We start from the raw sequence: 24181 nt of genomic DNA on the forward strand, positions 1-24181 counted from the left end.
CCCACATGGTTAATGCCAGTGGTTTGATAATGGCATAAATTGGTAAACCAGACAACTGCTTCTGTATTACCAATTTTTGGTTGGCGTTCAAATCCACATCTCGATGGCGTGTATAAGCGCGACGGTTTGGCCCATCATCAAAGAAGAGCCCATGTTATGCCTAGCTGCAACCATCCCCTAACCACCGGGCGATGCTCTGACCGTTAATTCCGCTTAATGCGATTGGCAAAGTCGGCGACGCCTTCCGCCGTTCGCTGGACGGGCTTGATTGTGCCATCGGCATTGAATTCGATGAATTCAGCGGCGCTGTGGCGCTGACGTTTGCGCGCTTTGCAGTCGGACTCGGGCGTCTCAAGCCAGCGGTGGTAGAAAAGTAACCACTCGCCCTTGTACTCAACCACTGAGTGGTGGTTGTTGCTCTGGTGCTCCTGCTCCATAAACACGCCTTTGTAGTCCCAGGGGCCGGTGGGCGAATCGCTCATATAGTAAGTCAGCACCCGATTGTTCTCTGGCATGGTGAAGTAGTAGCGACCCTCGCGCTTGAACACCCAGGGGCCTTCCATTTTTGGTTCGTAGCCACCCATGTCCATCTTGATAAAATCGCCTTTGACGCTGAGCAGATCATCCTCAAGCTCGGCGACGTAGTAGTCAAAGTCTTTACCGTGAAAATACAGGTAGGGCTTGCCGTCGTCGTCGATAAACAGGGCTGGATCATTCGCGTAGGGCTCGCGCCAGAGCGGCCCGCCAATGGCATCCTTGAACGGTCCGGTAGGGGAGTCGCTGACCGCAACGCCAATGCCCATCCACTTGGTGCTGTTCTCCGGGTTCTTACGGTCTTTGAAGCCGGTACCTGCCGGGAAGACGAAGTAATACTTACCGTTCTTGTAGGCCGCATCGGGCGCCCAGGCAAAGTTGTCCGCCCAGCTCAATTCCTCTACGCTCAGTACAGCACCGTGGTCAGTCCAATTGACTAAATCCTCCGACGAAAATACATGCCAATCTCTCATCCAAAAGTCCAGTTGACACTCTTCGTCGTGCGAGGTGTAGAGGTACAGGCGTCCGTCCGGCCAGACATGAGCCGAGGGGTCGGCGGTGCGAATGTCACTGCCAAAATCGAGAGGATTTTGGGCAAGTGACTGATTTGAAATAATAAATAGTGACAAGAGTAGTGAGAAAGCGTATTTCATTGACGTATCCAGAGGTTGGGCATTTGCAGAGCAACACGCGCTCGGTCAGTTAATGTCTATGATCTGTTTTACCTTGGCAGTTTATTGGCCTTACCGGTTTGAGTATAGCTCGGTCGGTCTGGTGTTGAAAGGGGTAAAAATGAGCTCAGAGCGGTTCCGTTATCGCAGTGTATTTGAGTTTTAGGCGGGCTCCAGTGGCCTGCACTGGAAGATCAGCTGGGACACCTCACAGCCAGCTCTCCAGGAGGGCTGGCTGTAATCCCAAAAATGGGGTTGAGGGTAACTTCGGCTTTTAGCGCCGAGAGTCTGGGGCGTTTCGCGGCCTCTCACTTCTTGCGGGAGTGCCTGGTCTTCGAGCGCTATTCCTGTTTGGCATGCCAGCTTAAGTTGCCATTCACTACTTGGTCGCCAATCTGTACATTTTCAAAATGCAGGTCTTTGGCGTTTTCCAGAATCAAGGGTGTCTCGACGGATTTGACCACAATATTTTTGAAGGTGACGTCCTCCAAGGGGGCGGCAGCGGGGGCGTGGACTTCCAAGAAGGTGCCGGCACTCTCTACCTCAATATTTTCAAAGACGATGTTGCGGTAAGTGGAGGGGAAGTTCAAACCCAGCTTGCTGGGGTAATACATCTGAAACCAGAACAAGGTGTCAAAGGATTCCACTGTAAAATTGCGTACCCGTATATTTTCCACCAAGCCGCCGCGATCCAAATTGGATTTAAAGCGGAAGGCCGACAAGCCTTGGCGCAAGACATTGTCGGTAAAAAACACATTTTTGATACCGCCGGACATTTCGCTGCCCAGGCCAATGCCGTCCTCGCCACCCATATCATTATTGCGTACCACGACATTGGTGCTGGGGATACCAATCGTGCGGCCATCCAAATCACGACCAGATTTCACCACCACCGAGTCATCGCCGGTGCGGAAGTAATTGTTTTCCACCAAGACGTTGGAGCTCGATTCCACGTCGATTCCGTCATTGTTGGGGAAGTGGCTGTCCACCTTCAGGTTACGCACGGTGGCCGACTGAGTGTACACCAAGTGGTTAATCCAGAAGGGCGCGTTGATGATACTGTAGCCGTCCAGTAGCACACGCTCGGCGTCCATAAATTGCACGAACACCGGGCGCAAATATGTGCCCTCGCCAAAAATGCGCTGCTCAAGTGGTACGCCGGTGGCACCCATAGTGCGCAATGTGTGAATATCATCATCCTGCTTTTTATGCCATTTCTTGAACTGGCTCTTGGCGTTGCCATCCAGCATTCCTGGGCCGGTGATTGCGACATCATGCACCTTAGCAGCGTAGACCAAAGGCGAATAACCCATCACCTCCGTACCTTCCCATTTGGTTTTTACAATGGGAAGGTAATGTTCGGTTTTGGCGGAAAACAAAATTTTGCTGTCTTTGGCCAGGTGCAAGTCAATTTTGCTTTTTAGGTGAATCGGTCCTTGGGATAAAAAAGTACCCGTAGGTACGATCACCCGCCCCCCGCCGGCAGCTACTGCCTCATCGATGGCGGCTTTAATGGCTGGCAGGGCATCTTTTTTTCCTCCTGCCTCTGCGCCAAAATCCGTAATGACAAATTCCCGGTCAGGGATGTTTGGTAGCTCAATACCGGCCAGGATTTCATCCATCATGGCCCAGTCGTCGGTGGTATCGGTGTCGTTGTCGGCGTTTACGTGTGCTGCAGCCAACAAGCCCAACCCTAAAGCCGCAACTGTCAGCGCTCGGAACAGTGTTTTCATTGGTTTCTCCCAAGGTGTTATGGTTTTACAGTTTGAACCTGCTGCCAGCCTTTACCGGACAGCGGATAAGGTATCCTCCGCTTTCCTTGGCGAAACTCCCTGTTCCGCTTATTTTGCCGTGGAAAGTCTAACCACTGCTGCCATGGCGCACTTCATCCCGGTGGATGTCTTGTCTATCATTGTCCTGAGTGCGAACACGGTAAGGCCAAAAAGTTTACGGGCAAAAAAACGCCGGCATCATGCCGGCGTTTTACTTAAGACAGCAATTTGACACTAGAGGCTGGCACGAATACCAAACAGCACTTCTGTACCGGTTGTGTTGTATTCACGAACCAGGTTTTGATCGCCCACAGGTCCAGTGGTGTACAAACGCTCCTTTTCGTTGGTCAGGTTGATGATTTCCAGAGTCAGCGCAAAGTGCTCATTAATAGCATAAGAGCTAGAGAAGTCCACGCGGGTCGGCCCAGTGGTCCCTTCTTCAGCATTCGCATTGGAGCCGGAGTAACTTGTAATATAGTCATCACGGCTATTGACCAGAACTCTTGCCGCCCATGTATCATTCTCGTAGAAGGCCCCCAAGTTGTAGGAGTTCTCTGACAGTCCGGTAATCAGGGCATCACTGTCGATGTGGGTGTAATTCGCAAGGAAGCCAATACCCATCGGCAAGACATAGTTGAAGCCAATCTCTACACCTCTGATCTCATCAACTTCGGAGGCATTGGTGGACTCAGAAATGTTCCAAACACTATCTGGTGGAATTGCACTGGCATCATACGCCGGATCGGTTGGGTCATACACCGGATCCTGAGCGATGACCGCTTGGTAGACCGGCGAAAGGGTCCCTTCTCTGGAAACCGTGGTGATTGCATCAGAGATTTCTTTCTGGAACAACGCCAAGCCGACATACGATTCCGGAGCAAAATACCATTCAACTGCAAGATCAATCGCGTCCGCTTTTTCCGGCTTCAGGCCGGGGTTGTCTACGCTGAAGTTGCCATTAATGGGGGTATAGCTGAATGCCCCAGCGAGGTTCTGGGGGTTTGGACGAGCAATATTCTGTGAGTATGCAGCCCGGAACAAGAGGTCTTCAATCGGCTCATAAGTCACGTTAATAGCGGGCAGTGTATTGGTGTAACTTTGCTCGCCTTCAAGGCTCTTGTTACCGTTTACCGTAGTTTCAACGAAACGAACGCCACCATTCAGTCTCCAGTTGCCGACAAAGTAGTTACCTTCGACATAGGCACCCATAGTGTCTTCTGACACTTTATAGGTGTTGCTGTCGTTTGGTTCAGCATTCCATTGTCCGGCATTGTATTCGTTACGAACTACGTCGAAATCAGCAACAAGGAAGTTGGTGGGGAAGCCGCTCGGACCATCGATGCCGTCACCATAGTTATCCACAACATCAGACAGGCTGTTGGTGTTTGCTGCACTTGGCGCGTTTGGTGATGTTAAATTCGCTGCGTCATCGGTAAAACGCGAATCAATCGAGCGCTCGTTGGCAATAACACCGACCATCAGGTTAGAGCCGTTATCATCGAACTCCCAAGTTAAGTCGACTTTAAAGGTTTGGTTTTCGCGTTTAACCGTTTCATCCCGGTGGGTTGGGCCGGTAAAGACGTAATTCGATGGGTCAAGAATATCGAACCCGAAATCCATTTCTGCTATGTCAGAGTCCTCCAAAAAGGAGTAGCTGAACGTGTGGCCTTCGGTCGCGGTCAAGTTGTAGCGATACTGCTGCTCGTTATGCTCAGATTCAGCCGTACCAAGCATGACATCCAGTGTAAGCGCGTCAGTAAACTCATAGCTTACATTGGCAACGGTTTGCGTAAATTCACTCGTAGAAAATTGGCCTCGGCTTTCGGAGCGAGGCTCAACATTGTTAAAGGTGCCCGCCGCTATGTAGCGGCCGGATGGGTCTAAAGTCACCTCTGTTGGGACGATTGAATTGTGCAGGTTACGGAACTGGGCAAAGTAGTTGTATGAATAGACGTCGGACTCAAGCTCAGAGCGCATATGACTTAAGTTCATGTCCAGCTTGTCGGTAGGCTGAGCTTGAATGGCCGCCAAAACACCGGTTCGTTCTTGCTCGTGGTTGAAAGAATCCATACGCGGCAAACGCGGCGCCCACATGTAGTCAAGCGGGCTCAGGTTGGGGTATTGCGCCTGAATGTCTTGATAGTCTGGGTAGTTGGCTCCTGGATTAGGGGTGCCGTTAATGACGACATCAGGGTTATCGCCCCAGCCATAGCCTGCAGGGTCATTCCCACGAAAGTTATCTGCGGGGCCCGTCCAGCGTACGGTGCCGAAGCCTTCTTGGTGTACGTTACGCTTGGCGTAGTTCACGCCGAGCAAAACGCCTACCTTGTCATCCATAAAAGAAGTACTCACCACGCCAGACAAAAGCGGGTCCGTTTCACCGGTGTGAATGTTGTAATTGGTCTGGAGTGAGCCGGTGGCGGACAGCCCGGCGTTGTCCAGCGGGCGCATGGAATACAATTCCACCGTCGAGGCCAGGCCGCCTTCCTCGATACTGGCCACTTGGTTCTTGTTGATGTCCATGCGGCGGAAGAGGTCTGCACTGAAAACATTAAAATCAAAGGAGCGACCACGGTTTACACCACCGGATGAATCCAGGCCGCCGCTGCTCGCGGGAACTTCCATACCATTGAGCGTGACGCGGGTATATTGGGGGCCAAGGCCGCGGACAGTAATGTTACGTCCTTCACCGCCTTCACGGGTAATTGCCACACCTGGTTGGCGTTGCAGGGATTCTGCAAGGTTCAGGTCGGGCATCTTACCCACATCTTCAGCGATGATACTTTCAACGCTGTTCGCAGATTCCCGCTTGATGTCGAGAGCCGCTGCTTGAGCGGCCCGGAAGCCGGTAACGACGACTTCTTCAAGCATACCTGCATCGCCATTGTCTTCTTGGGCATAAGAAGACGTGGCAACGGCTGCTAAGGCAATCGCAACTGCCAGTGGTTTTACGCTAGGAGTTCTCATTATTCTATCCCCATTCCGATGGTTGTTTGTGAGCTAAAAAATTATTGCGTTGACCAATTTTTATGTTAGCGGGTTGATAATCGCACAAATTGGTAAACCAATCAATACTTCCTGCATTACCAATTTAGAGGCCAGGATGGGTAAGTGTTTAAGAGTTATAGTACAAAATATGGGCTTTTACCGCCCGAATTTCGCCGATAAAAAAGGTTGAATTATGTGACGGCGCGGCTCAGTGAAAACGTGGTAACCGCTTGCGGAAGGGGCGGCCCGCAATTGGTCGGGCCGCTTTTGGTCTTTTTGACTATGTGAGTCGAAAGGGCTTGCCGTTGATGCTGACCTTGTGCAGGGTCAGGTCGTCGACGTTTTCGATCACCCCCGGATCATCGGCTTGCTTGAACTGGCAATTGATCAGTCGCAGGTCCTGAATGGGGGCGCGGTCAAAGCCTCTGACCTGGAAAACCCGGTTGGCCTGATCGCACACTAAGTTGCGAATCTCCACGTGGCGGACGGTAGGGTCAAAGTTGCCGGCATCGCCTTCCTCGTAGTGAAAGTTGATGACAATGGCATCCTTGACCGTACCGATAGTGCAGTTGCGCATGTACAGGTGTTCAAGTAGTCCGCCGCGGACCGAGTTGGTCTTGATGCGAAAGCCGCGCTCAAGATCCGGGCTGCTCATGGTGTTGTTCTCGGCAAACACGTAGCGCACGCCGCCGGAGATCTCGCTGCCAATGACCACGCCGCCGTGGCCGGCTCGCATCTGGCAGTTGCGGATCACCACGTTTTCAGTGGGGGTGTTGACCCGCCGGCCATCGTTGTTGCGACCGGATTTAATGGCAATGCAGTCGTCGCCGGTATCGAAGTAGCAGTTTTCGATCACCACGTTTTTGCAGCTTTCGGGGTCGCAGCCATCGGAGTTGGGGCCGAGGCTTTCCAGGGTAACCCCCTGAACGGTGACGTTTTCGCTCAGCACAGGATTGAGTAGCCAGAAGGGCGCGTTAATGATTTTAACTCCTTCAATCAGCACGTTGTGGCAGCGGTAGGGCTGTACAAACGGGGGGCGAAAATAGTAGCCCTCGCTGTAGTGGCGGTCTTGCGGCGGTACGCCAGCCTCGGCTTCGGCAAAGAGTTTGTCGCGCCCCTCTTTCTGGCTGGGGTAGCCGGCCACACCCCATTCTTCATTGCCTTTCCAGGGCCACCAAGTGGTGAGGTTGGCGCGTCCGTCCAGCACGCCCAGGCCGGTAATGGCGATGTTTTCTTGCTCAAAGGCGTATATCAGTGGGGAGTAGCCCATAAACTCCACCCCTTCCCAGCGAGTGAAGACGGCCGGCAAAAAGCGCTTGGGATCGGTGTAAAAGGCGATGGTAGCGCCCTTTTCCAAATGCAGGTTCACATTGGACTTTAGGTGAATCGGCCCGGTGAGAAAGGTGCCCTTGGGTGCCACCACCCGGCCCCCGCCCGCTTCGTGGCAGGCGGCGATGGCCTTGGCAAAAGCCTCGGTGCAATCGGTGGAGTCATCGCCTTTTGCGCCGTAATCCACAATGGAGAAGGCCCGGTCGGGAAAGGCGGGAATGGTGGTGTTGGCGACGATTTCGTCAGCCAGGTGCCAAGGGGCGGTGGTCGACCTGGTGCTCTTGGTGCTGGGTGCGCTGGCGCAGCCGGCAAGCGGCAGGGCAGCTAGCCCTTTCAGGGCGCCGCGGCGGGTGATCTCGGGCATAGTAGACCTCTTTGGGTGCTGTTATTGTCGGTTGGCCTAAGACTAACGTAAAAAAGCCGAATTTGGTATTACCAAACCCGGCTTTTTGTCAGACATTTGTCCGAGAGGTGATGCCAGCACTTTTAGCCAATCAGGTTGAATCGCTCGCGGTTGTGCATCACGGCGCGGCGCGCCTCTTCCACGGCCTCGGCCTCGGTAGCGTCAAGCAATTGCTGGATCACGCGGGTCAAGTGCTCTCGCATAGCCGCTCGGGCGCCGGCTCCGTCGCGGGCTTCCAGGGCCTCCAGAATAGCGTGGTGCTCTTCGATTCGGGGCTTGGAGCCGGCTTGGCGCACTTTTTCCAAGATGCGGGCGGACACCGGCGAACTGTTGCGCAGCGCCCACAGGTGGCTGCAGACAGACACAATGGCGTCGTTTTTGGTGGCGCGGGCGATCAGCATGTGAAAGCGCTCATCGGCCTTTTCGCAGATGGGTTCGCCTTCGTTCTCCGTGACCATGTCCTCCAGGGCTTCGCGCACCTCGGCCAGCTCTTGTTCGGTGATTTTCTTGGCCGCGAGCTCGGCAGCCTCGCCTTCAAAAAGGATGCGGGCTTCCAGAATGTCAAAAGGGCCGACGTCCAGATTGGTGCTGGCGAGTTTGTCACTCTCGCCATCGCATATATACACGCCCGAGCCGCCGCGCACTTCGACAAAGCCCGCCAGTTCAAGGGCAATAATGGCCTCGCGAATGGTGGGGCGGCTGACCTCGAAGCGCTCCGCCAACTTGCGCTCGGCGGGCAGGCGAGAGCCGGGCGAGTATTCGCCCTCGGAGATAATGGCGGCCAGTTGCTCTGCGACCCGCTGGTACAGCCGTCCGCCGGCGAGCCTGCCGGCATCCAGAGATACGTTCATGTCGTTTGTTGTGCCCTGCTTTGCAATATAAGAAGTGTGACCGATCGATTCTAGCAAGCCTGCATTTTTTGCTCAAGCCAATATAAGGGTTTTTCAGTCATACCAAAAGTTTATTGCGGTCTGACCAATTAGCTGGTAAATTGCAATTCATGGTTAAAAGCGATAGTTCTTGCTATCGAGGGTATGAGAAGACGAATAGAGGTGGTCGTGAGTAAACTGATTCATTTGCATCAGCAGGATAATGTCGCCATCGCTGTTGCGGACATTGCGTCCGGCGAGCAATTGACGGTTGACGGCCGCGTCTTTGAGGTGGTTGAGCCCATCGGTGAGATGCATAAGGTAGCCGTGGATGTTATCCGCCAAGGCGAGGCAGTCATCAAATACGGTCAGTTTATCGGTTATGCGGCCGCCGATATCGCCCCCGGTGCCCATGTGCACACACACAATTGTATCGTGGGCGACTTTGCCAAAGATTACGGGTTTTGCCGCCATGCGGTGGCCACCGATATGGTGCCTGAGGCGCAGCGCGCCAGCTTTATGGGTTTTCGGCGCCCCAGCGGCAAGGTGGGTACGCGCAACTACATTGGCATTCTCACCACGGTCAACTGCTCGGCCACAGTGGCCAAGCAGATTGCCTCGGTTTTCAGTTACCCCGGTGCGCTCGATGATTACCCCAATGTGGATGGCGTGATTGCCCTGACTCACGAGTCCGGCTGTGGCATGCGTGCTGAAGGTGAAGGCTATGAGCTACTGCAGCGTACCTTTGAGGGTTACGTCGCTCACCCCAATTTTGGTGGGGTGATGCTGGTGGGACTCGGCTGTGAAACCATGCAGGTGGACCGGGTGCTCTCCCAGGCGGGGTTGACTGAATCCGAGTGTTTCAAGGCCTACAATATTCAAACCGTCGGCGGTACCCGCAATGCGGTAGAGCAGGGTGTGGCCGAGGTCAGGGCGATGCTGCCGCTGGTGAACCGGTTTGAGCGCGAAAAATGCCCGGCTTCCGAGTTGACGCTCGCTGTTCAGTGCGGTGGCTCCGATGCCTTTTCAGGTATCACCGCCAATCCGGCGCTGGGCGTGGCGGGCGATATCCTGGTGCGCAACGGCGGCACGGTCATCTACTCCGAAACACCGGAAATCTACGGCGCCGAACACCTCCTCACCCAGCGTTCGGCCACCCCCGAGGTGGCTGAACAGTTGCTTGAGCGCATTCGCTGGTGGGAAGAGTACACCAGCATTCACGGCTTTGAACTGAACAACAATCCCTCGCCGGGTAACAAGGCCGGCGGCCTGACCACCATTTTGGAAAAGTCTCTGGGGGCGCAAGCCAAGAGCGGCTCCACCACTATGACGGCCGTTTATCGTTACGCCGAGCCTGTGACGCAAAAGGGGCTGGTGTTTATGGATAGCCCCGGCTTTGACCCGGTGTCGGTGACCGGGCAGGTGGCTTCGGGTGCCAATGTGGTTGCGTTCACCACCGGGCGCGGCTCGGCGTTTGGCTACAAGCCTGTGCCGAGTATCAAGCTGTCCAGCAATACGGCTATTTATCATCACATGCGCGACGATATCGATATTAATTGTGGCTCGGTGGTCGATGGCGACGAAACCCTGGAAAGCCTGGGTGAGAAGATATTTGAGACGCTGCTGCGCATCGCCTCGGGCGAGCAGACCAAGAGCGAAGAGCTTGGCTATGGTGAGGCCGAATTCAACCCCTGGAAAATAGGCGCTGTTGTCTAGGCCTCCTTTTTAATGCGGGCGCTTGCGCATCCCTGAGCCGGTGCCTACATTCATATAACTCAACTGATTATAAAAATAGAGGGTAAGACTATGAAAGTAGCCGTACCAAGGGAGCGTCGTGCCCACGAAACGCGGGTGGCGGCCACGCCGGATACTGTCAAAAAGTATGTGGGTATGGGGCTGGAAGTGGTGGTTGAGGCTGGCGCCGGTATGGCTGCCCGCCTGCCGGATGAGCTCTACCGGGCGGCTGGCGCCAGTATCGAAGCTGATCCTGCCTCTGTCTACCGTGGTGCAGACATCGTGCTCAAGGTGCAGCGCCCGCTTGTGGCGGGTGAGGGTGAGCTGGATGAACTGGCGCTGATCCCCAAAGGTGCGCTGCTTCTGGCCGTGCTCTCTCCTTATAACGCCCCCGATTCTGTGCCTGCCTACGCGGGCGTCGGGATCACCGCCATGGCGCTTGAGTTCGTGCCACGTATTACCCGCGCTCAGGGCATGGACGTTCTCAGCTCCCAAAGTAATCTTGCCGGCTACCGGGCGGTGCTGGATGCCGCCTTTGAGTACGACCGCGCCATGCCCATGATGATGACGGCAGCCGGTACCGTGGCGCCGGCTAAGGTGATGGTGTTGGGCGCCGGTGTGGCCGGGCTGCAGGCGATAGCCACGGCTAAGCGTCTGGGGGCGATTGTCTCGGCAACCGATGTGCGCCCGGCGGCCAAAGAGCAGGTGGAGAGCCTCGGTGGCCGCTTCGTGATGGTTGAATCTGAGGAGACTAAAGAGGCGGAAACCGCCGGCGGCTACGCCAAGGAAATGAGCGAAGATTTTAAGCGCCGCCAGGCGGAGCTGGTGGCCGAAACCATCAAATCCCAAGACATTGTTATTTGTACCGCTCTGATTCCCGGCCGCAAGGCGCCGACACTCGTCAATGACGACATGGTGGCCAGCATGCGCCCAGGCTCCATCATTGTGGATCTGGCGGTAGAGCAGGGCGGCAACTGCACGGCCTCGCGCCCCGGTGAGGTAGTGGAGGTGGGGGGCGTCAAAGTCGTGGGTCACTTCAATGTCCCCGGCCGGATCGCCACCGACGCCAGCGCGCTCTACGCGAAAAACCTGCTTAACTTTCTCACGCCCTTGCTGCAAACCGAGGATGGGGTGAGTCTGGCGCTTGATTTTGACGATGAGATCCTGGCGGCGACCACCTTGACCCATGGGGGTCGGGTGACCCACCCGGCATTTGCTGACAATAAATAGGAGGCCGCTATGCACGGCGATTTTATCTCTCAGTTGTCCATTTTTGTGTTGGCGGTGTTTGTTGGCTACTACGTGGTCTGGAGTGTAACCCCGGCTCTGCACACGCCTTTGATGGCGGTGACCAACGCCATCTCCAGTGTGATCGTAGTCGGCGCACTGATCGCGGCCGGGCCTGCCGACATGAGTCAGGCGAAGATTCTCGGTTGCGTCGCTGTGGCCCTGGCTTCGGTGAATATCTTCGGCGGTTTTGCGGTGACGCAGCGCATGCTGTCTATGTATAAAAAGAAGAAGTAACGGGGGCAAAGCATGGAACTACAAGCCAATATGACGTCGTTTGCCTATTTGGTGGCGGCGGTACTGTTTATCCTCGCTCTGCGGGGCCTTTCATCGCCGGAAACCTCGCGTGCCGGCAATATCATGGGCATGCTGGGCATGGCCATCGCGGTTGGCACCACGATTCTCAGTCCGGAGATCACCTCTTACGGCTGGATTATCGGCCCGGTGATTGTCGGTGGTGCAGTGGGGCTGTTGATTGCCTCGCGCATCGCCATGACCGCTATGCCCCAGCTGGTGGCGGCGTTTCACTCATTGGTGGGCATGGCTGCCGTTCTCGTGGCGGGCGCCGCTTATGCCAACCCCGCCTCCTTTGGGTTGCTGGACACGGCCGGCCAGATCTTTATCGCCAGCCGGGTTGAGATGAGCCTGGGGGCGATGATTGGGGCGATCACCTTCTCTGGCTCTGTCATTGCCTTTGCCAAGCTGCAGGGGTTGGTGTCGGGCAGGCCCGTGGTCTTTCCCGGCCAGCATGCGTTGAATGCCCTGCTGGGGCTCGGCGCCCTGGCGCTGGTGATTTACTTTTGCCTGGATCAAAGCCCTTGGGTGTTCTGGTCGCTGGTAGCGCTGGCCTTTGTGCTCGGCTTTCTTATTATTATCCCTATTGGTGGCGCGGATATGCCGGTGGTGGTCAGTATGCTCAACTCCTATTCGGGCTGGGCCGCGGCCGGTATTGGTTTTACCTTGCACAACAGCGCCTTGATCATTACTGGCGCCCTGGTGGGCTCCTCAGGCGCCATTCTCTCCTACATTATGTGTAAGGGGATGAACCGCTCATTTTTTAACGTCATACTCGGCGGCTTTGGGGGTGACTCCAGTGCGGCTGCCTCCGGCGGCGGGGTGGAGGACCGGCCGGTGAAGCAGGGCAGTGCCGAAGATGCTGCCTTTATTATGAAGAACGCTGGCAGTGTCATTATTGTGCCCGGATACGGTATGGCGGTGGCCCAGGCGCAGCATGCCCTGCGGGAAATGGGGGACGAGCTGAAAAAGGCGGGCGTCAAGGTCAGTTACGCCATTCATCCGGTGGCCGGGCGTATGCCTGGGCACATGAATGTTCTGTTGGCGGAGGCCAATGTGCCCTATGACGAGGTGTTTGAGCTTGAGGATATCAACAGCGAATTTCAGCAGGCCGATGTGGCCTTTGTTATCGGCGCCAATGATGTCACGAACCCCGCTGCCAAGACTGACCCTGCCAGCCCCATCTATGGCATGCCCATTCTGGACGTGGAAAAGGCCAAGACGGTGCTGTTCGTGAAGCGTGGGATGGCGGCTGGCTACGCCGGCGTCCAGAACGAGCTGTTCTTTAAGGACAACACCATGATGCTGTTTGGCGATGCCAAGAAAATGGTGGAGACTGTACTGCGATCGCTTGATTGACTTCCTCCCCTTCCCTTGGGCGCCTGCCGGCGCCCAAGGCCTTGCCGGTGAATCTTGCTTCTTTTATATAGGCTGTTTTCTCGCTCTGGCCCCCGATGAGCGGCTAAGGGCTGCGGGGCTTCTCGCTTTGCTTCCGGGCTCTTGCTATTGGCTCGAAAGCCGGTAGAATTGCGCGCCTTCGACCGGTCGATGCCGCCGGCTCGACCGGGTTCTGTGGGGTTTTTCTTCCCTGGTTAAAAAATTAACAGTTTTTTCTCAAATCCAGTTGACAGGCGGTTGGCCGATCATTAAGATTGCGCCTCCATTTTGCACGGGCCCCGGTGGCTTTGCCGAGATGGAATGTTCTTTAAAGTAATTATTGGAGTTTGGTTCACATGCAGAATCAACGCATTCGGATTCGCCTGAAGGCTTTTGATCACAAGCTTATCGATTCTTCTACTCAGGAGATCGTTGAGACCGCTAAACGCACAGGCGCCCAAGTGCGCGGCCCTATTCCGCTGCCGACTCGTAAAGAGCGCTTCACTGTATTGATCTCTCCGCACGTAAACAAAGATGCGCGCGATCAGTACGAGATTCGTACACACAAGCGTTTGCTCGATATTGTTGAGCCTACTGAAAAGACCGTTGATGCCCTGATGAAGCTGGATTTGGCTGCAGGCGTTGAGGTTCAGATTAGTCTCGGCTAAAAACTTGTAAATGTTTGGCCGGACAACACAATTTGTCCGGCTTGTGTAACGCTCTGAAATGGGCGGCCATAGCGGGTAAGAGCCCCGTACACTAAGAGGTTAGTAAAATGACGATTGGTATTGTCGGCCGCAAAAGCGGCATGACTCGTATATTTACCGATGATGGTGTTTCCATTCCCGTGTCTGTGATTGAGGTTTCTCCCAATCGCGTCACTCAGGTTAAGAATGTAGAAACCGACGGTTACAGCGCTGTGCAAGTCACCGTAGGGTCTCGTCGTGCCTCCCGTGTTACCAAGGCTGCTGCAGGTCACTTCGCGAAGTCCAACAATGAGGCTGGTCGTGGTCTGTGGGAATTGCGTAACGACTCCCAAGAAAATTTCGATGCTGGTAGCGAACTGACGGTTGCTTCTTTTGAGGCAGGCCAGATTGTGGATGTTACTGGCACCTCCAAGGGTAAAGGTTTTGCAGGTACTGTGAAGCGTTGGAACTTCCATATGCAAGACGCTACCCATGGTAACTCTCTATCTCACCGTGCGCCCGGTTCTATCGGACAGTGTCAAACTCCGGGTCGCGTCTTTAAGGGCAAAAAGATGTCTGGCCATATGGGTGCTGAGCGTGTAACCGTTCAAAACCTGGAAGTGGTTAGAGTTGATGCCGAACGCAATCTGCTGTTGGTCAAAGGTGCCATTCCGGGAGCTCCCGGAAGTGACGTCATTGTGCGTCCAGCAGTTAAAGCGCGCAGCAACGCTTAATTGTCCGAGGGGAATCGACCATGGAATTAAATATTGTTACTCCCGGCGGCGCCAACGGTACCTTGAAAGTATCTGAGGTAGCCTTCGGTAAAGAGTTTAATCAGGACCTGGTTCATCAGGCCGTTGTCGCCTATATGGCTGGCAGCCGTCAGGGTACCAAGGCCCAGAAAACCCGTTCAGAAGTTTCTGGTGGCGGTAAGAAGCCCTGGCGTCAAAAGGGTACTGGCCGTGCGCGTGCCGGTACTATCCGCAGCCCGATCTGGCGCAGCGGTGGTGTTACTTTTGCGGCCAAGCCTCGCAACTTCGAGCAAAAGCTGAACAAGAAAATGTACCGCGCTGCACTGCGTTGCATTCTGTCAGAGTTGAATCGTCAGGAGCGCCTGGTGGTTGTTGAGGAGTTTGATGTTGAAGCTCCGAAAACCAAAGCGCTGGTGCAAAAGCTGGGTCAGTACGGCCTGTCTGAAGCGCTGATTGTGACCGAAGAGGTCAGCGAAGGTCTGTACCTGGCGTCGCGCAACCTGCACAAGGTCGACGTACGCGATGCCGCTGGTGTTGATCCGGTTAGCCTGATTCGCTTTGACAAGGTGGTAGTGACTGTGCCTGCGATGAAGAAATTCGAGGAGATCCTGGGATGAATCAAGAGCGCATCTATAAAATCTTGTTAGGCCCGGTGGTTTCCGAAAAGGCAGCTGCCGCTGGCGAAACTGGTAATCAGGTGGTGTTTAAAGTTGCCGCCGATGCTACCAAATTGGAAGTGAAGGCCGCCGTTCAGGCGCTGTTCGACGCAAAAGTTGAGCAGGTGCGTATTCTGAATGTGAAAGGCAAAACCAAGCGTACGCGCTTCGGTCTCGGCAAGCGCAGTGACTGGAAAAAAGCCTACGTGCGCCTCGAGCAAGGTCAAGATATCGACTTTGCGGTAGCTGAGTAAGGGGATTGTTGCAATGGCTATTGTAAAACGTAAACCAACCTCGCCCGGTCGCCGCTTTGTAGTAAGCGTCGTTAATCCGGACTTGCACAAAGGTGCGCCCTACGCGCCCCTGTTGGAAAAGCAGTCGCGTACTGGTGGTCGTAACAACGCCGGTCGCATCACCACTCGTCACATTGGTGGTGGTCACAAGCAGCACTATCGTCTGATCGACTTTCGTCGCAACAAAGATGGTATTGCCGCAACCGTAGAGCGTATCGAGTACGATCCTAACCGTACTGCTTACATCGCTCTGGTGTGTTATGCCGACGGTGAGCGTCGCTACATCATCGCGCCGAAAGGTCTGAAGGCGGGCGACAAAGTTGAGTCTGGTGACGCGGCCGCTATTAAGGCGGGTAATGCTCTACCGCTGCGTAACATCCCGGTGGGTAGCGTTATTCACTGTGTAGAGCTTAAGCCTGGTAAGGGTGCGCAAATTGCCCGTTCTGCCGGTACTTCTGCTCAGCTGGTTGCTCGCGACGGTGTCTATGCCACTTTGCGTCTGCGCAGCGGTGAAACCCGCCGTGTATTGACCGAGTGTCGTGCAACGCTGGGTGAAGTATCTAACAGTGAGCACAGCTTGCGCTCGCTGGGTAAAGCTGGTGCAACGCGCTGGCGTGGTGTACGCCCGACTGTTCGCGGTGTTGCCATGAACCCGGTTGATCACCCGCACGGTGGTGGTGAAGGTCGTACCTCTGGTGGCCGTCATCCGATTTCACCCTGGGGTACTCCGACTAAGGGTTACAAAACGCGCAAGAACAAGCGTACCGACAAGATGATTGTTCGTCGTCGCGACAAGCGCTAATTGACGACCTAACAACCAAAAGAGGAAGCAACAGTGCCACGTTCACTGAAGAAAGGTCCTTTTATCGATCTTCACCTGATTAAGAAGGTCGAAGCAGCGATCGAAAAAAATGATCGCCGCCCGATCAAAACCTGGTCTCGCCGCTCCATGATTCTTCCGGAGATGGTTGGCTTGACTCTGGCGGTACACAACGGGCGTCAACATGTGCCGGTCCTGATCAACGAAGAGATGGTTGGGCACAAATTGGGCGAGTTCGCAGCAAGCCGTACTTATCGCGGTCACGCTGCTGACAAGAAAGCTAAAAAGCGCTAAGCGCTAGTGCCTACGAGGTTAAACGATGGAAGTAGCAGCAAAATTACGCGGTGCTCGACTGTCGGCGCAAAAAGCGCGTTTGGTGGCAAACCAGATTCGCGGTAAAGGCGTTGAAGAAGCTCTTGATACTCTGACTTTTAGTCCGAAGAAGGGCGCTGCGATTATTAAGAAGGTGCTCGAGTCTGCAATTGCAAACGCCGAGCATAATGAAGGTGCTGATATTGACGAGCTGAAAGTGTCTACGATTTTTGTAGACGAAGGCATGAGCATGAAACGCATTATGCCGCGCGCTAAGGGTCGTGCTGACCGCATTATCAAGCGCACTTGTCATATCACTGTAAAAGTAGCCGATCAGTAAGAGAGTAGGCGTTATGGGTCAGAAAGTACATCCGACAGGTATTCGTCTGGGTATTGTCAAAAGCCATACCTCTACTTGGTATGCTGGCAGTGATGAGTACGCAGACAAGCTGAACAACGACCTGGAAGTACGCAAGTACATTCAGGACAAACTGGCGAATGCATCTGTTAGCCGCGTTGATATTGAGCGTCCGGCCAACACCGCTCGCATTACCATTCACACGGCCCGTCCGGGTATTGTGATCGGTAAGAAAGGTGAAGATGTGGATCGCCTGCGCGCTGAAGTAAGCCAGAAAATGGGCGTGCCTGTTCACATCAACATTGAAGAAATTCGCAAGCCTGATCTGGATGCGGCTCTGGTTGCCCAGGGTGTTGCTCAGCAGCTCGAGCGTCGCGTTATGTTCCGTCGTGCCATGAAGCGCGCCGTACAAAACGCCATGCGTCAGGGTGCTGAAGGCATCAAGATTCAGGTGGGCGGCCGTCTCGGTGGTGCCGAGATCGCCCGTACCGAATGGTACCGCGAAGGTCGTGTACCGCTGCATACCCTGCGTGCGGACATCGACTACAACACCGCAGAGGCGTCAACTACCTACGGTATCATTGGCGTGAAAGTTTGGATTTTCAAAGGCGAGATCATCGGTGATGTTGAAACCACCGAAGCTGCGTCTAAGAAAAAAGGCTCAAAGTCTAAGTAAGGGGTACGCAAGATGCTGCAACCGAAGCGTACGAAGTTTCGCAAGCAACAGAAAGGCCGCAACCGCGGTTTGGCCCATCGCGGCTCCAAAGTTAGCTTTGGCGACTTTGGATTGAAAGCGACTGGTCGCGGTCGTATTACAGCACGTCAGATCGAAGCGGCCCGTCGTGCTATGACTCGTCACATTAAGCGTGGCGGAAAAATTTGGATCCGAGTATTCCCGGACAAACCAATTACCGAAAAGCCTCTGGAAGTTCGTCAGGGTAAAGGTAAGGGTAACGTCGAATACTGGGTGGCACAAATTTGCCCTGGCAAAGTCCTGTATGAAATGGACGGCGTAAGCGAAGAGCTGGCTCGTGAAGCCTTTGCTCTGGCCGCGGCAAAGTTGCCTATTACTACAACATTCGTTAAACGTTCGGTGATGTGATGAAAGCTTCAGAACTCCGGGAAAAGTCCGTTGAAGAGCTGAACAACGAGTTGCTTGCCCAGCTGAAAGAGCAGTTCAAGCTGCGTATGCAGGCGTCTACTGGTCAGTTGAACCAGACTCACTTGTTGTCGCAGACTCGTAAAGATATTGCTCGCATCAAAACGGCGCTTAGACAAAAGGCAGGTAATTAACGATGGCTCAGACAGAACAACTGGCTCGTACACTGACTGGTAAAGTGGTCAGCGACAAGATGGATAAGACCATCACAGTCTTGATCGAGCGTCGCGTTAAGCACCCGATTTACGGCAAGTACGTGAGTAAGTCATCCAAGCTGAAAGCGCATGACGAAAACAACGAGTCCAAGATGGGCGATACCGTGACCATCGCTGAGTCACGTCCGCTGTCGAAAAGCAAGTCATGGGCTTTGGTGAAAATTGAAGAGCGCGCAACTGAAATCTAACGATTTCGTGCGACATAGATTAGTTTCGGAGACGGACGATGATTCAAACAGAATCCTACTTAGATGTAGCTGACAACAGCGGCGCTCGTCGCGTGCAGTGCATCAAAGTGCTTGGCGGCTCCCACCGTCGTTACGCAGCCGTGGGTGACATCATCAAAGTTACCGTAAAGGAAGCTATTCCTCGCGGTAAGGTGAAAAAAGGCCAGGTGATGAAGGCGGTAGTGGTACGTACCAAGCGCGGTGTACGTCGTCAGGACGGTTCATTGATCAAGTTCGACGACAACGCTGCTGTGCTGCTGAATAACCAGGATGCTCCAGTTGGTACGCGTATTTTCGGACCCGTAACTCGTGAGTTGCGTGGCGAGAAATTTATGAAAATCATTTCTCTGGCACCAGAAGTGCTTTAAGCACTTCGGCAGAGTTGGAGAGTCGAGGGCAGACAAATGCGCAAGATTAAACGTGATGACGAAGTGATTGTTATCGCCGGTCGCGACAAAGGCAAGCGGGGCAAAGTGACTCGCATTTTGGCCAATGACAAAGTGATCGTCGCAGGTATCAATATCGTCAAGAAGCACCAGAAGCCGAACCCGCAAATGGGCGTGCCTGGTGGCATTGTTGAGAAAGAAGCCGCTATTCATGTTTCCAACGTCGCTATCTACAACGCGGCTACTGGAAAAGCTGATCGTGTTGGCTTCAAGGTTGAGGGCGATAAGAAAGTTCGCGTCTTCAAATCCAGTGGCGAAGCCGTAGGGGCGTAAGTGACATGGCTAGGCTTAAAGAAGTATACAGCAAAGATATCGCTCCCAAACTGAAAGAAGAGTTGGGTCTGGCGAATGTAATGGAAGTGCCGCGCATCACCAAGATCACCATTAACATGGGTGTGGGTGAAGCTGTGGGCGATAAGAAGGTGCTCGAGAACGCTGTCGGTGACCTGGAAAAGATCGCTGGTCAGAAAGTTGTGGTTACCAAAGCGCGCAAATCTATTGCCGGCTTTAAGATCCGTGACGGTTGGCCGATCGGTTGTAAGGTGACTCTGCGTCAAGATCGCATGTACGAGTTTTTGGATCGTCTGATTTCGATCTCTATTCCTCGTATCCGCGACTTCCGTGGCATCAGCCCGAAGCAGTTTGATGGACGTGGTAACTTCTCTATGGGTGTGAGTGAGCAGATCATTTTCCCGGAAATCGACTACGATAAAGTCGACAAGCTCCGTGGTCTGGATATCTGTATCACCACTTCAGCACGTACAGACGAAGAAGGTCGCGCTTTGTTGAAAGCGTTCAACTTCCCGTTCAAAGGCTAAGGGTAGAGACATGGCTAAAAAATCTATGATCGCACGCGAAGCAAAACGCGCACTTCTGGCTCAGAAGTACGCTGCCAAGCGCGCTGAACTGAAAGCGATTATTTCCAGCCCTGCTTCATCTGAAGAGCAAGTGTGGGAAGCGCAAACCAAGTTGCAGAAACTGCCTCGTGACGCAAGCCCTGCACGCCAGCGCAACCGCTGCCGTGTAACTGGCCGTCCGCACGGTGTTTATCGTAAGTTTGGTCTTTGCCGCCACAAGCTGCGTGAAGCGGCGATGCGTGGTGATGTCCCGGGTCTGGTTAAGGCGAGCTGGTAAGCTCGGGCCCACATATAGGAGCAGGTTCAGATGAGTATGCAAGATCCGTTGGCAGATATGCTGACCCGCATTCGTAATGCGCTGCAAGTTGGTAAGACTGACGTGACCATGCCGTCCTCTAAGCTCAAGGCGAACGTTGCCAAAGTGCTGCAAGAAGAAGGCTACATCAAAGGTTACTCAGTAAGCGAAGGCTCTAAAGCCGAGCTGACTATTGAGCTGAAGTATTTTGAAGGTAAACCAGTTATCGCGGAGCTCGACCGCGTTAGTCGTCCTGGTTTGCGTAACTACGCTGGTAAGACCGAGCTGCCGAGTGTTCGTAACGGCCTCGGAGTTGCCATCGTTTCGACCAGTAAAGGTGTCATGACTGATCGTGCCGCACGCGCCCAGGGCGTTGGTGGTGAAGTCCTCTGCACAGTATTCTAACGGGAAGAATCATGTCACGAGTTGCAAACAGTCCGGTTGAAGTGCCAGCTGCTGTTAATGTCACCCTTAAAGGGCAAGAACTTAGCTTAAAAGGCAGCAAAGGCACATTGGCTCTGACCGTTCACGATGCGGTAGAAGTTAAGCAAGAGGACAATGTCCTGCGCTTTTCTGCCCGTGACGGTGGTGCCAAGCAGGAATCTATCGCTTTGGCGGGCACTATGCGTGCTCTGGTGGGTAACATGCTGGTTGGCGTTACTGATGGCTTTGAGAAAAAGCTCCAGTTGGTCGGCGTTGGTTACCGTGCTAAAGCTGCAGGTAATACTGTAAACCTGTCTTTGGGTTTCTCTAACCCTGTGGATTACACCGTTCCAGAAGGTGTCACAGTGGAAACTCCGAGCCAGACCGATATCGTACTTAAGAGCGCTGATAAGCAGTTGCTCGGTCAGGTGGCCGCGGAGATCCGCGCGCTTCGTCCGCCAGAGCCTTATAAGGGTAAAGGTGTACGCTTCGCTGACGAAAATGTACGTCGTAAAGAAGCTAAGAAGAAGTAGTAGGGGCTAGGTTATGAGCGATAAGAAGCAATCTCGTCTTCGCCGTGCACGCCGTGCCCGTGCCAAGATCCGTCAGTTGGGCGTTAACCGCCTGACCGTTCACCGCACGCCACGTCATATTTATGCACAAATTATTGACCAGGATGGTGCGAGCGTTTTGGCGAGCGCGTCAACACTGGACAAATCACTGCGCAGCAGTGCCACCGGTAATGCTGAGGCTGCCAAAGCCGTAGGCGCTTTGATCGCAGAGCGAGCCAAAGCCGCTGGTGTTACTCAGGTTGCCTTTGACCGCAGTGGGTTCAAATATCACGGTCGCGTAAAGGCATTGGCTGATGCCGCGCGTGAAGCTGGACTGGAATTCTAAGGGTAAAGACATGGCTTTTACTAAGAAAGAAGACGGTAACAACGAAGGCTTCCAGGAGAAACTGGTACAAGTCAATCGTGTTGCCAAGACTGTTAAAGGTGGTCGTATCTTTGCCTTCACCGCCCTCACCGTAGTTGGCGACGGTAACGGCAAAGTAGGTTTCGGCCGCGGTAAAGCGCGTGAAGTGCCTGTTGCGATTCAAAAAGCAATGGAAGCAGCACGCCGTAACATGATCACTGTTGATCTGAACGGTGATACACTGCAGTACGCCACCAAGGGTCGCCACGGCGCCTCTAAAGTGTATATGCAGCCGGCTTCTCCTGGTACAGGTGTTATTGCCGGTGGTGCAATGCGCTCTGTGTTGGAAATTGCCGGTGTACAGAACGTTTTGGCCAAGTGCTACGGTTCTACCAACCCGATTAACGTGGTTCGCGCTACTTTTAAAGCGCTAAAAGAAATGGCTTCTCCTGAGTCTGTTGCCGCCAAGCGTGGTAAGAGCGTAGAAGATATTCTGAACTAATCGGCACTGCCCGATTTCTGGAAAGCGGTATACGAGCATGGCTAAGAAAATGATTAAAGTGACTCAGATCAAGAGTACCGCAGGCCGACTGAAAAACCATCAGGCTTGTGTTACTGGTTTGGGACTGCGTCGCATCGGTCACAGCGTGGAAGTGGAGGATACTCCTTCCGTGCGTGGCATGATTAACAAAGTGAACTATCTGATCAAGGTAGAGGGAGAGTAACATGCGTCTTAATACGCTGAGTCCCGCTCCCGGCAGCACCCATAGCAAAAAGCGTGTTGGCCGTGGTATTGGTAGCGGCCTGGGTAAAACCGCCGGTCGTGGTCACAAAGGTTTGAAGTCCCGTTCAGGCGGTACAGTTAAGCCGGGTTTCGAGGGCGGTCAGATGCCCTTGCAGAAGCGTCTGCCGAAGTACGGCTTCAGCTCACGCATTGGCCGGGTAACTGCCGAAGTTCGCTTGAGCGAGCTGAACAAGGTTGATGCCGAAGTGATTGATCTGGAAACCTTGAAGCAAGCCGACGTGATCGGTTCGCACATCAAGCGTGCGAAGATCTTTGCCTCTGGTGAAGTGACCAAAGCCGTTACAGTCAAAGGTGTGGCTGTGACTAAAGGCGCCAAAGCTGCCATTGAAGCGGCGGGCGGTAAAGTCGAAGAGTAAGAGGTGCCAATGGCAACTCCCGGTAATCTGCCGTTAGCAAATCAAAAAGGATTGGGCGAGCTCTGGGCTCGCCTTCGTTTTCTGTTTTTGGCAATAGTGGTTTACCGAATCGGTACCCACATTCCGGTACCTGGGCTTGACCCGGATCGGGTTGCTGATCTGTTTAATCAGAATCAGGGAACGGTGCTTGGCCTGTTTAATATGTTCTCGGGCGGTGCCCTTGAGCGTATGAGTATTCTGGCGCTGGGGATCTTTCCGTACATTTCGGCCTCGATCATCATGCAGTTGATGACCGCAGTGACGCCGTCACTGGAGCAGCTGAAAAAAGAGGGAGACGCTGGTCGTCGCAAGATTAACCAGTACACCCGTTATGGCACGGTCATTTTGGCTACAGTTCAGGCCATGGCGATGGCGGTCAGCTTTTCTGGCTTTGCCTACGGTGGGGAGCCGACAATAGCGTTTTACTTTATCGCTGTTGTGTCTCTGGTCACCGGCGCTGTGTTTATGATGTGGCTGGGTGAGCAGGTCACCGAGCGCGGTATCGGTAATGGTATTTCCATGCTGATTTTCGCGGGTATCGTTGCCGGCTTTCCGACGGCCATTGGTGCGGCCTTTGAAAGTGCGCGCCAGGGTGATTTGCACATTCTGATGTTGCTGATCATCGGTGTTGTGGCTTTGGCGGTTATCTGGGCGATTGTCCGGATTGAGCGTGGCCAGCGCCGTATTACGGTGAACTACGCCAAGCGCCAGCAGGGCCGTCAGGCCTACGCGGCCCAGACGAGCCACCTGCCACTGAAGATCAATATGGCGGGTGTGATTCCGGCGATTTTTGCCAGCTCGATCTTGCTGTTCCCAGCGTCTATTGCGCAGTGGTTCGGCGAGGGTGGCGATGGCCCGGTCAGCAGCTTCCTGCAGGATTTTGCTCTGGCTATTGGCCCGGGCCAGCCTCTGAACATTATTTTGTTCACCGGCCTGATTGCCTTTTTCTGCTTCTTCTATACGGCGTTGATGTTTAACCCGAAAGAAGTGGCGGATAACCTGAAAAAATCAGGTGCTTATATTCCGGGGATTCGTCCCGGTGAGCAGTCGGCCAAGTATATCGATAGTGTTTTGACCCGTCTTACGGTGATTGGCGCTATCTATATGTCGGTAGTTTGTCTGATGCCGCAGTTCCTGGTAGTGGCCTTTAACGTGCCATTTTACCTGGGCGGTACCTCGCTACTCATTGTGGTAGTGGTGGTAATGGACTTTATGTCCCAGGTACAGGCTCACTTGATGTCGCATCAGTATGAATCACTGATGAAGAAGTCAAACTTGAAGGGGTACGGCAGCGGCAACGCTCGCTAAC

General features: G+C 54.0%; 31 protein-coding genes. 26 read left to right on the forward strand and 5 right to left on the reverse strand.

What is annotated here, in order from left to right; translation table 11 throughout:
* Nucleotides 1–203: 203 nt before the first annotated feature.
* The 5 genes from QWI16_RS00915 to QWI16_RS00935 form a co-directional block, all read right to left on the reverse strand.
* The gene (locus QWI16_RS00915; RefSeq protein WP_302710834.1) at nucleotides 204–1187 is read right to left on the reverse strand and encodes a family 43 glycosylhydrolase; all 984 of its coding nucleotides are present in this window, start codon (nucleotides 1185–1187) and stop codon (nucleotides 204–206) included.
* A gap of 359 nt (nucleotides 1188–1546) precedes the next feature.
* Nucleotides 1547–2938, reverse strand: coding sequence for a glycoside hydrolase family 28 protein (locus tag QWI16_RS00920; RefSeq protein ID WP_302710835.1), 1392 nt, complete (start codon nucleotides 2936–2938; stop codon nucleotides 1547–1549).
* 273 nt (nucleotides 2939–3211) lie between these two features.
* Nucleotides 3212–5944: a TonB-dependent receptor gene (locus QWI16_RS00925; RefSeq protein WP_302710836.1), complete on the reverse strand. Its 2733-nt coding sequence runs from the start codon at nucleotides 5942–5944 to the stop codon at nucleotides 3212–3214.
* A gap of 301 nt (nucleotides 5945–6245) precedes the next feature.
* Complete coding sequence (locus QWI16_RS00930; RefSeq protein WP_302710837.1) at nucleotides 6246–7658, reverse strand: glycoside hydrolase family 28 protein; 1413 nt, start codon at nucleotides 7656–7658, stop codon at nucleotides 6246–6248.
* 122 nt (nucleotides 7659–7780) lie between these two features.
* A complete protein-coding gene (locus QWI16_RS00935) occupies nucleotides 7781–8548 on the reverse strand; it encodes a FadR/GntR family transcriptional regulator (protein WP_302710838.1) in 768 nt (255 codons plus the stop codon).
* A 207-nt stretch (nucleotides 8549–8755) separates the two neighbouring features.
* Between QWI16_RS00935 and QWI16_RS00940 the strand changes: the two genes are divergently transcribed.
* The 26 genes from QWI16_RS00940 (at nucleotide 8756) to secY (ending at nucleotide 24180) form a co-directional block, all read left to right on the forward strand.
* A complete protein-coding gene (locus QWI16_RS00940) occupies nucleotides 8756–10282 on the forward strand; it encodes a UxaA family hydrolase (protein ID WP_302710839.1) in 1527 nt (508 codons plus the stop codon).
* 90 nt (nucleotides 10283–10372) lie between these two features.
* Complete coding sequence (locus QWI16_RS00945; protein ID WP_302710840.1) at nucleotides 10373–11530, forward strand: Re/Si-specific NAD(P)(+) transhydrogenase subunit alpha; 1158 nt, start codon at nucleotides 10373–10375, stop codon at nucleotides 11528–11530.
* Between the two features lie 9 nt (nucleotides 11531–11539).
* Nucleotides 11540–11824 (forward strand): NAD(P) transhydrogenase subunit alpha part 2, encoded by a 285-nt coding sequence (locus QWI16_RS00950; RefSeq protein ID WP_302710842.1) that lies wholly within the window; start codon nucleotides 11540–11542, stop codon nucleotides 11822–11824.
* A 12-nt stretch (nucleotides 11825–11836) separates the two neighbouring features.
* A complete protein-coding gene (locus QWI16_RS00955; RefSeq protein ID WP_302710843.1) occupies nucleotides 11837–13240 on the forward strand; it encodes an NAD(P)(+) transhydrogenase (Re/Si-specific) subunit beta in 1404 nt (467 codons plus the stop codon).
* A 374-nt stretch (nucleotides 13241–13614) separates the two neighbouring features.
* A complete protein-coding gene (gene rpsJ, locus QWI16_RS00960; RefSeq protein ID WP_020210111.1) occupies nucleotides 13615–13926 on the forward strand; it encodes a 30S ribosomal protein S10 in 312 nt (103 codons plus the stop codon).
* Nucleotides 13927–14033: 107 nt separating this feature from the next.
* On the forward strand, nucleotides 14034–14678 hold the full coding sequence (gene rplC / locus QWI16_RS00965) for a 50S ribosomal protein L3 (protein WP_302710844.1): 645 nt from the start codon (nucleotides 14034–14036) through the stop codon (nucleotides 14676–14678).
* A gap of 20 nt (nucleotides 14679–14698) precedes the next feature.
* Nucleotides 14699–15313, forward strand: coding sequence for a 50S ribosomal protein L4 (gene rplD, locus QWI16_RS00970; protein ID WP_302710845.1), 615 nt, complete (start codon nucleotides 14699–14701; stop codon nucleotides 15311–15313).
* Complete coding sequence (rplW, locus tag QWI16_RS00975) at nucleotides 15310–15606, forward strand: 50S ribosomal protein L23 (RefSeq protein WP_302710846.1); 297 nt, start codon at nucleotides 15310–15312, stop codon at nucleotides 15604–15606. The genes rplD and rplW overlap by 4 nt, the downstream gene beginning before the upstream one ends.
* A 13-nt stretch (nucleotides 15607–15619) precedes the next feature.
* Nucleotides 15620–16447 carry a 50S ribosomal protein L2 gene (gene rplB, locus QWI16_RS00980; protein ID WP_302710847.1) on the forward strand — a complete coding sequence of 276 codons (828 nt, stop codon included), beginning with the start codon at nucleotides 15620–15622 and terminating at the stop codon, nucleotides 16445–16447.
* 33 nt (nucleotides 16448–16480) lie between these two features.
* Nucleotides 16481–16759 (forward strand): 30S ribosomal protein S19, encoded by a 279-nt coding sequence (gene rpsS, locus QWI16_RS00985; RefSeq protein ID WP_302710848.1) that lies wholly within the window; start codon nucleotides 16481–16483, stop codon nucleotides 16757–16759.
* A gap of 25 nt (nucleotides 16760–16784) precedes the next feature.
* A complete protein-coding gene (gene rplV, locus QWI16_RS00990) occupies nucleotides 16785–17117 on the forward strand; it encodes a 50S ribosomal protein L22 (protein ID WP_302710849.1) in 333 nt (110 codons plus the stop codon).
* 13 nt (nucleotides 17118–17130) lie between these two features.
* Nucleotides 17131–17811 carry a 30S ribosomal protein S3 gene (gene rpsC, locus QWI16_RS00995; protein WP_302710850.1) on the forward strand — a complete coding sequence of 227 codons (681 nt, stop codon included), beginning with the start codon at nucleotides 17131–17133 and terminating at the stop codon, nucleotides 17809–17811.
* A gap of 12 nt (nucleotides 17812–17823) precedes the next feature.
* Nucleotides 17824–18237: a 50S ribosomal protein L16 gene (rplP, locus tag QWI16_RS01000; RefSeq protein ID WP_020210103.1), complete on the forward strand. Its 414-nt coding sequence runs from the start codon at nucleotides 17824–17826 to the stop codon at nucleotides 18235–18237.
* Nucleotides 18237–18428, forward strand: a complete 192-nt coding sequence (gene rpmC, locus QWI16_RS01005; protein ID WP_302710851.1) for a 50S ribosomal protein L29 — start codon at nucleotides 18237–18239, stop codon at nucleotides 18426–18428. Before rplP ends, rpmC begins: the two co-directional genes overlap by 1 nt.
* A 2-nt stretch (nucleotides 18429–18430) precedes the next feature.
* A complete protein-coding gene (rpsQ, locus tag QWI16_RS01010) occupies nucleotides 18431–18697 on the forward strand; it encodes a 30S ribosomal protein S17 (RefSeq protein WP_253969125.1) in 267 nt (88 codons plus the stop codon).
* 38 nt (nucleotides 18698–18735) lie between these two features.
* Nucleotides 18736–19104, forward strand: coding sequence for a 50S ribosomal protein L14 (gene rplN, locus QWI16_RS01015; RefSeq protein ID WP_020210100.1), 369 nt, complete (start codon nucleotides 18736–18738; stop codon nucleotides 19102–19104).
* Between the two features lie 36 nt (nucleotides 19105–19140).
* Entirely contained in the window at nucleotides 19141–19455 is a 315-nt protein-coding gene (gene rplX / locus QWI16_RS01020) for a 50S ribosomal protein L24 (protein ID WP_302710853.1), read from the forward strand.
* Nucleotides 19456–19460: 5 nt separating this feature from the next.
* On the forward strand, nucleotides 19461–20000 hold the full coding sequence (gene rplE / locus QWI16_RS01025; RefSeq protein ID WP_302710854.1) for a 50S ribosomal protein L5: 540 nt from the start codon (nucleotides 19461–19463) through the stop codon (nucleotides 19998–20000).
* Between the two features lie 10 nt (nucleotides 20001–20010).
* Nucleotides 20011–20316: a 30S ribosomal protein S14 gene (gene rpsN, locus QWI16_RS01030; RefSeq protein WP_302710855.1), complete on the forward strand. Its 306-nt coding sequence runs from the start codon at nucleotides 20011–20013 to the stop codon at nucleotides 20314–20316.
* 30 nt (nucleotides 20317–20346) lie between these two features.
* Nucleotides 20347–20739 (forward strand): 30S ribosomal protein S8, encoded by a 393-nt coding sequence (gene rpsH, locus QWI16_RS01035; RefSeq protein ID WP_302710856.1) that lies wholly within the window; start codon nucleotides 20347–20349, stop codon nucleotides 20737–20739.
* A gap of 11 nt (nucleotides 20740–20750) precedes the next feature.
* A complete protein-coding gene (gene rplF, locus QWI16_RS01040; protein ID WP_302710857.1) occupies nucleotides 20751–21290 on the forward strand; it encodes a 50S ribosomal protein L6 in 540 nt (179 codons plus the stop codon).
* A 13-nt stretch (nucleotides 21291–21303) separates the two neighbouring features.
* Nucleotides 21304–21654: a 50S ribosomal protein L18 gene (gene rplR, locus QWI16_RS01045; RefSeq protein WP_302710858.1), complete on the forward strand. Its 351-nt coding sequence runs from the start codon at nucleotides 21304–21306 to the stop codon at nucleotides 21652–21654.
* A 10-nt stretch (nucleotides 21655–21664) separates the two neighbouring features.
* On the forward strand, nucleotides 21665–22174 hold the full coding sequence (gene rpsE, locus QWI16_RS01050) for a 30S ribosomal protein S5 (protein WP_302710859.1): 510 nt from the start codon (nucleotides 21665–21667) through the stop codon (nucleotides 22172–22174).
* 37 nt (nucleotides 22175–22211) lie between these two features.
* Nucleotides 22212–22397 carry a 50S ribosomal protein L30 gene (gene rpmD / locus QWI16_RS01055; protein ID WP_302710860.1) on the forward strand — a complete coding sequence of 62 codons (186 nt, stop codon included), beginning with the start codon at nucleotides 22212–22214 and terminating at the stop codon, nucleotides 22395–22397.
* Nucleotide 22398: 1 nt separating this feature from the next.
* Complete coding sequence (rplO, locus tag QWI16_RS01060; protein ID WP_302710861.1) at nucleotides 22399–22833, forward strand: 50S ribosomal protein L15; 435 nt, start codon at nucleotides 22399–22401, stop codon at nucleotides 22831–22833.
* Between the two features lie 9 nt (nucleotides 22834–22842).
* Nucleotides 22843–24180, forward strand: coding sequence for a preprotein translocase subunit SecY (gene secY, locus QWI16_RS01065; RefSeq protein WP_302710862.1), 1338 nt, complete (start codon nucleotides 22843–22845; stop codon nucleotides 24178–24180).
* Nucleotide 24181: the final 1 nt, after the last annotated feature.

Origin of the sequence: Gilvimarinus algae (assembly GCF_030518215.1) — a bacterium.
In the GTDB taxonomy this organism is placed as follows: Bacteria; Pseudomonadota; Gammaproteobacteria; order Pseudomonadales; family Cellvibrionaceae; genus Gilvimarinus; species Gilvimarinus algae.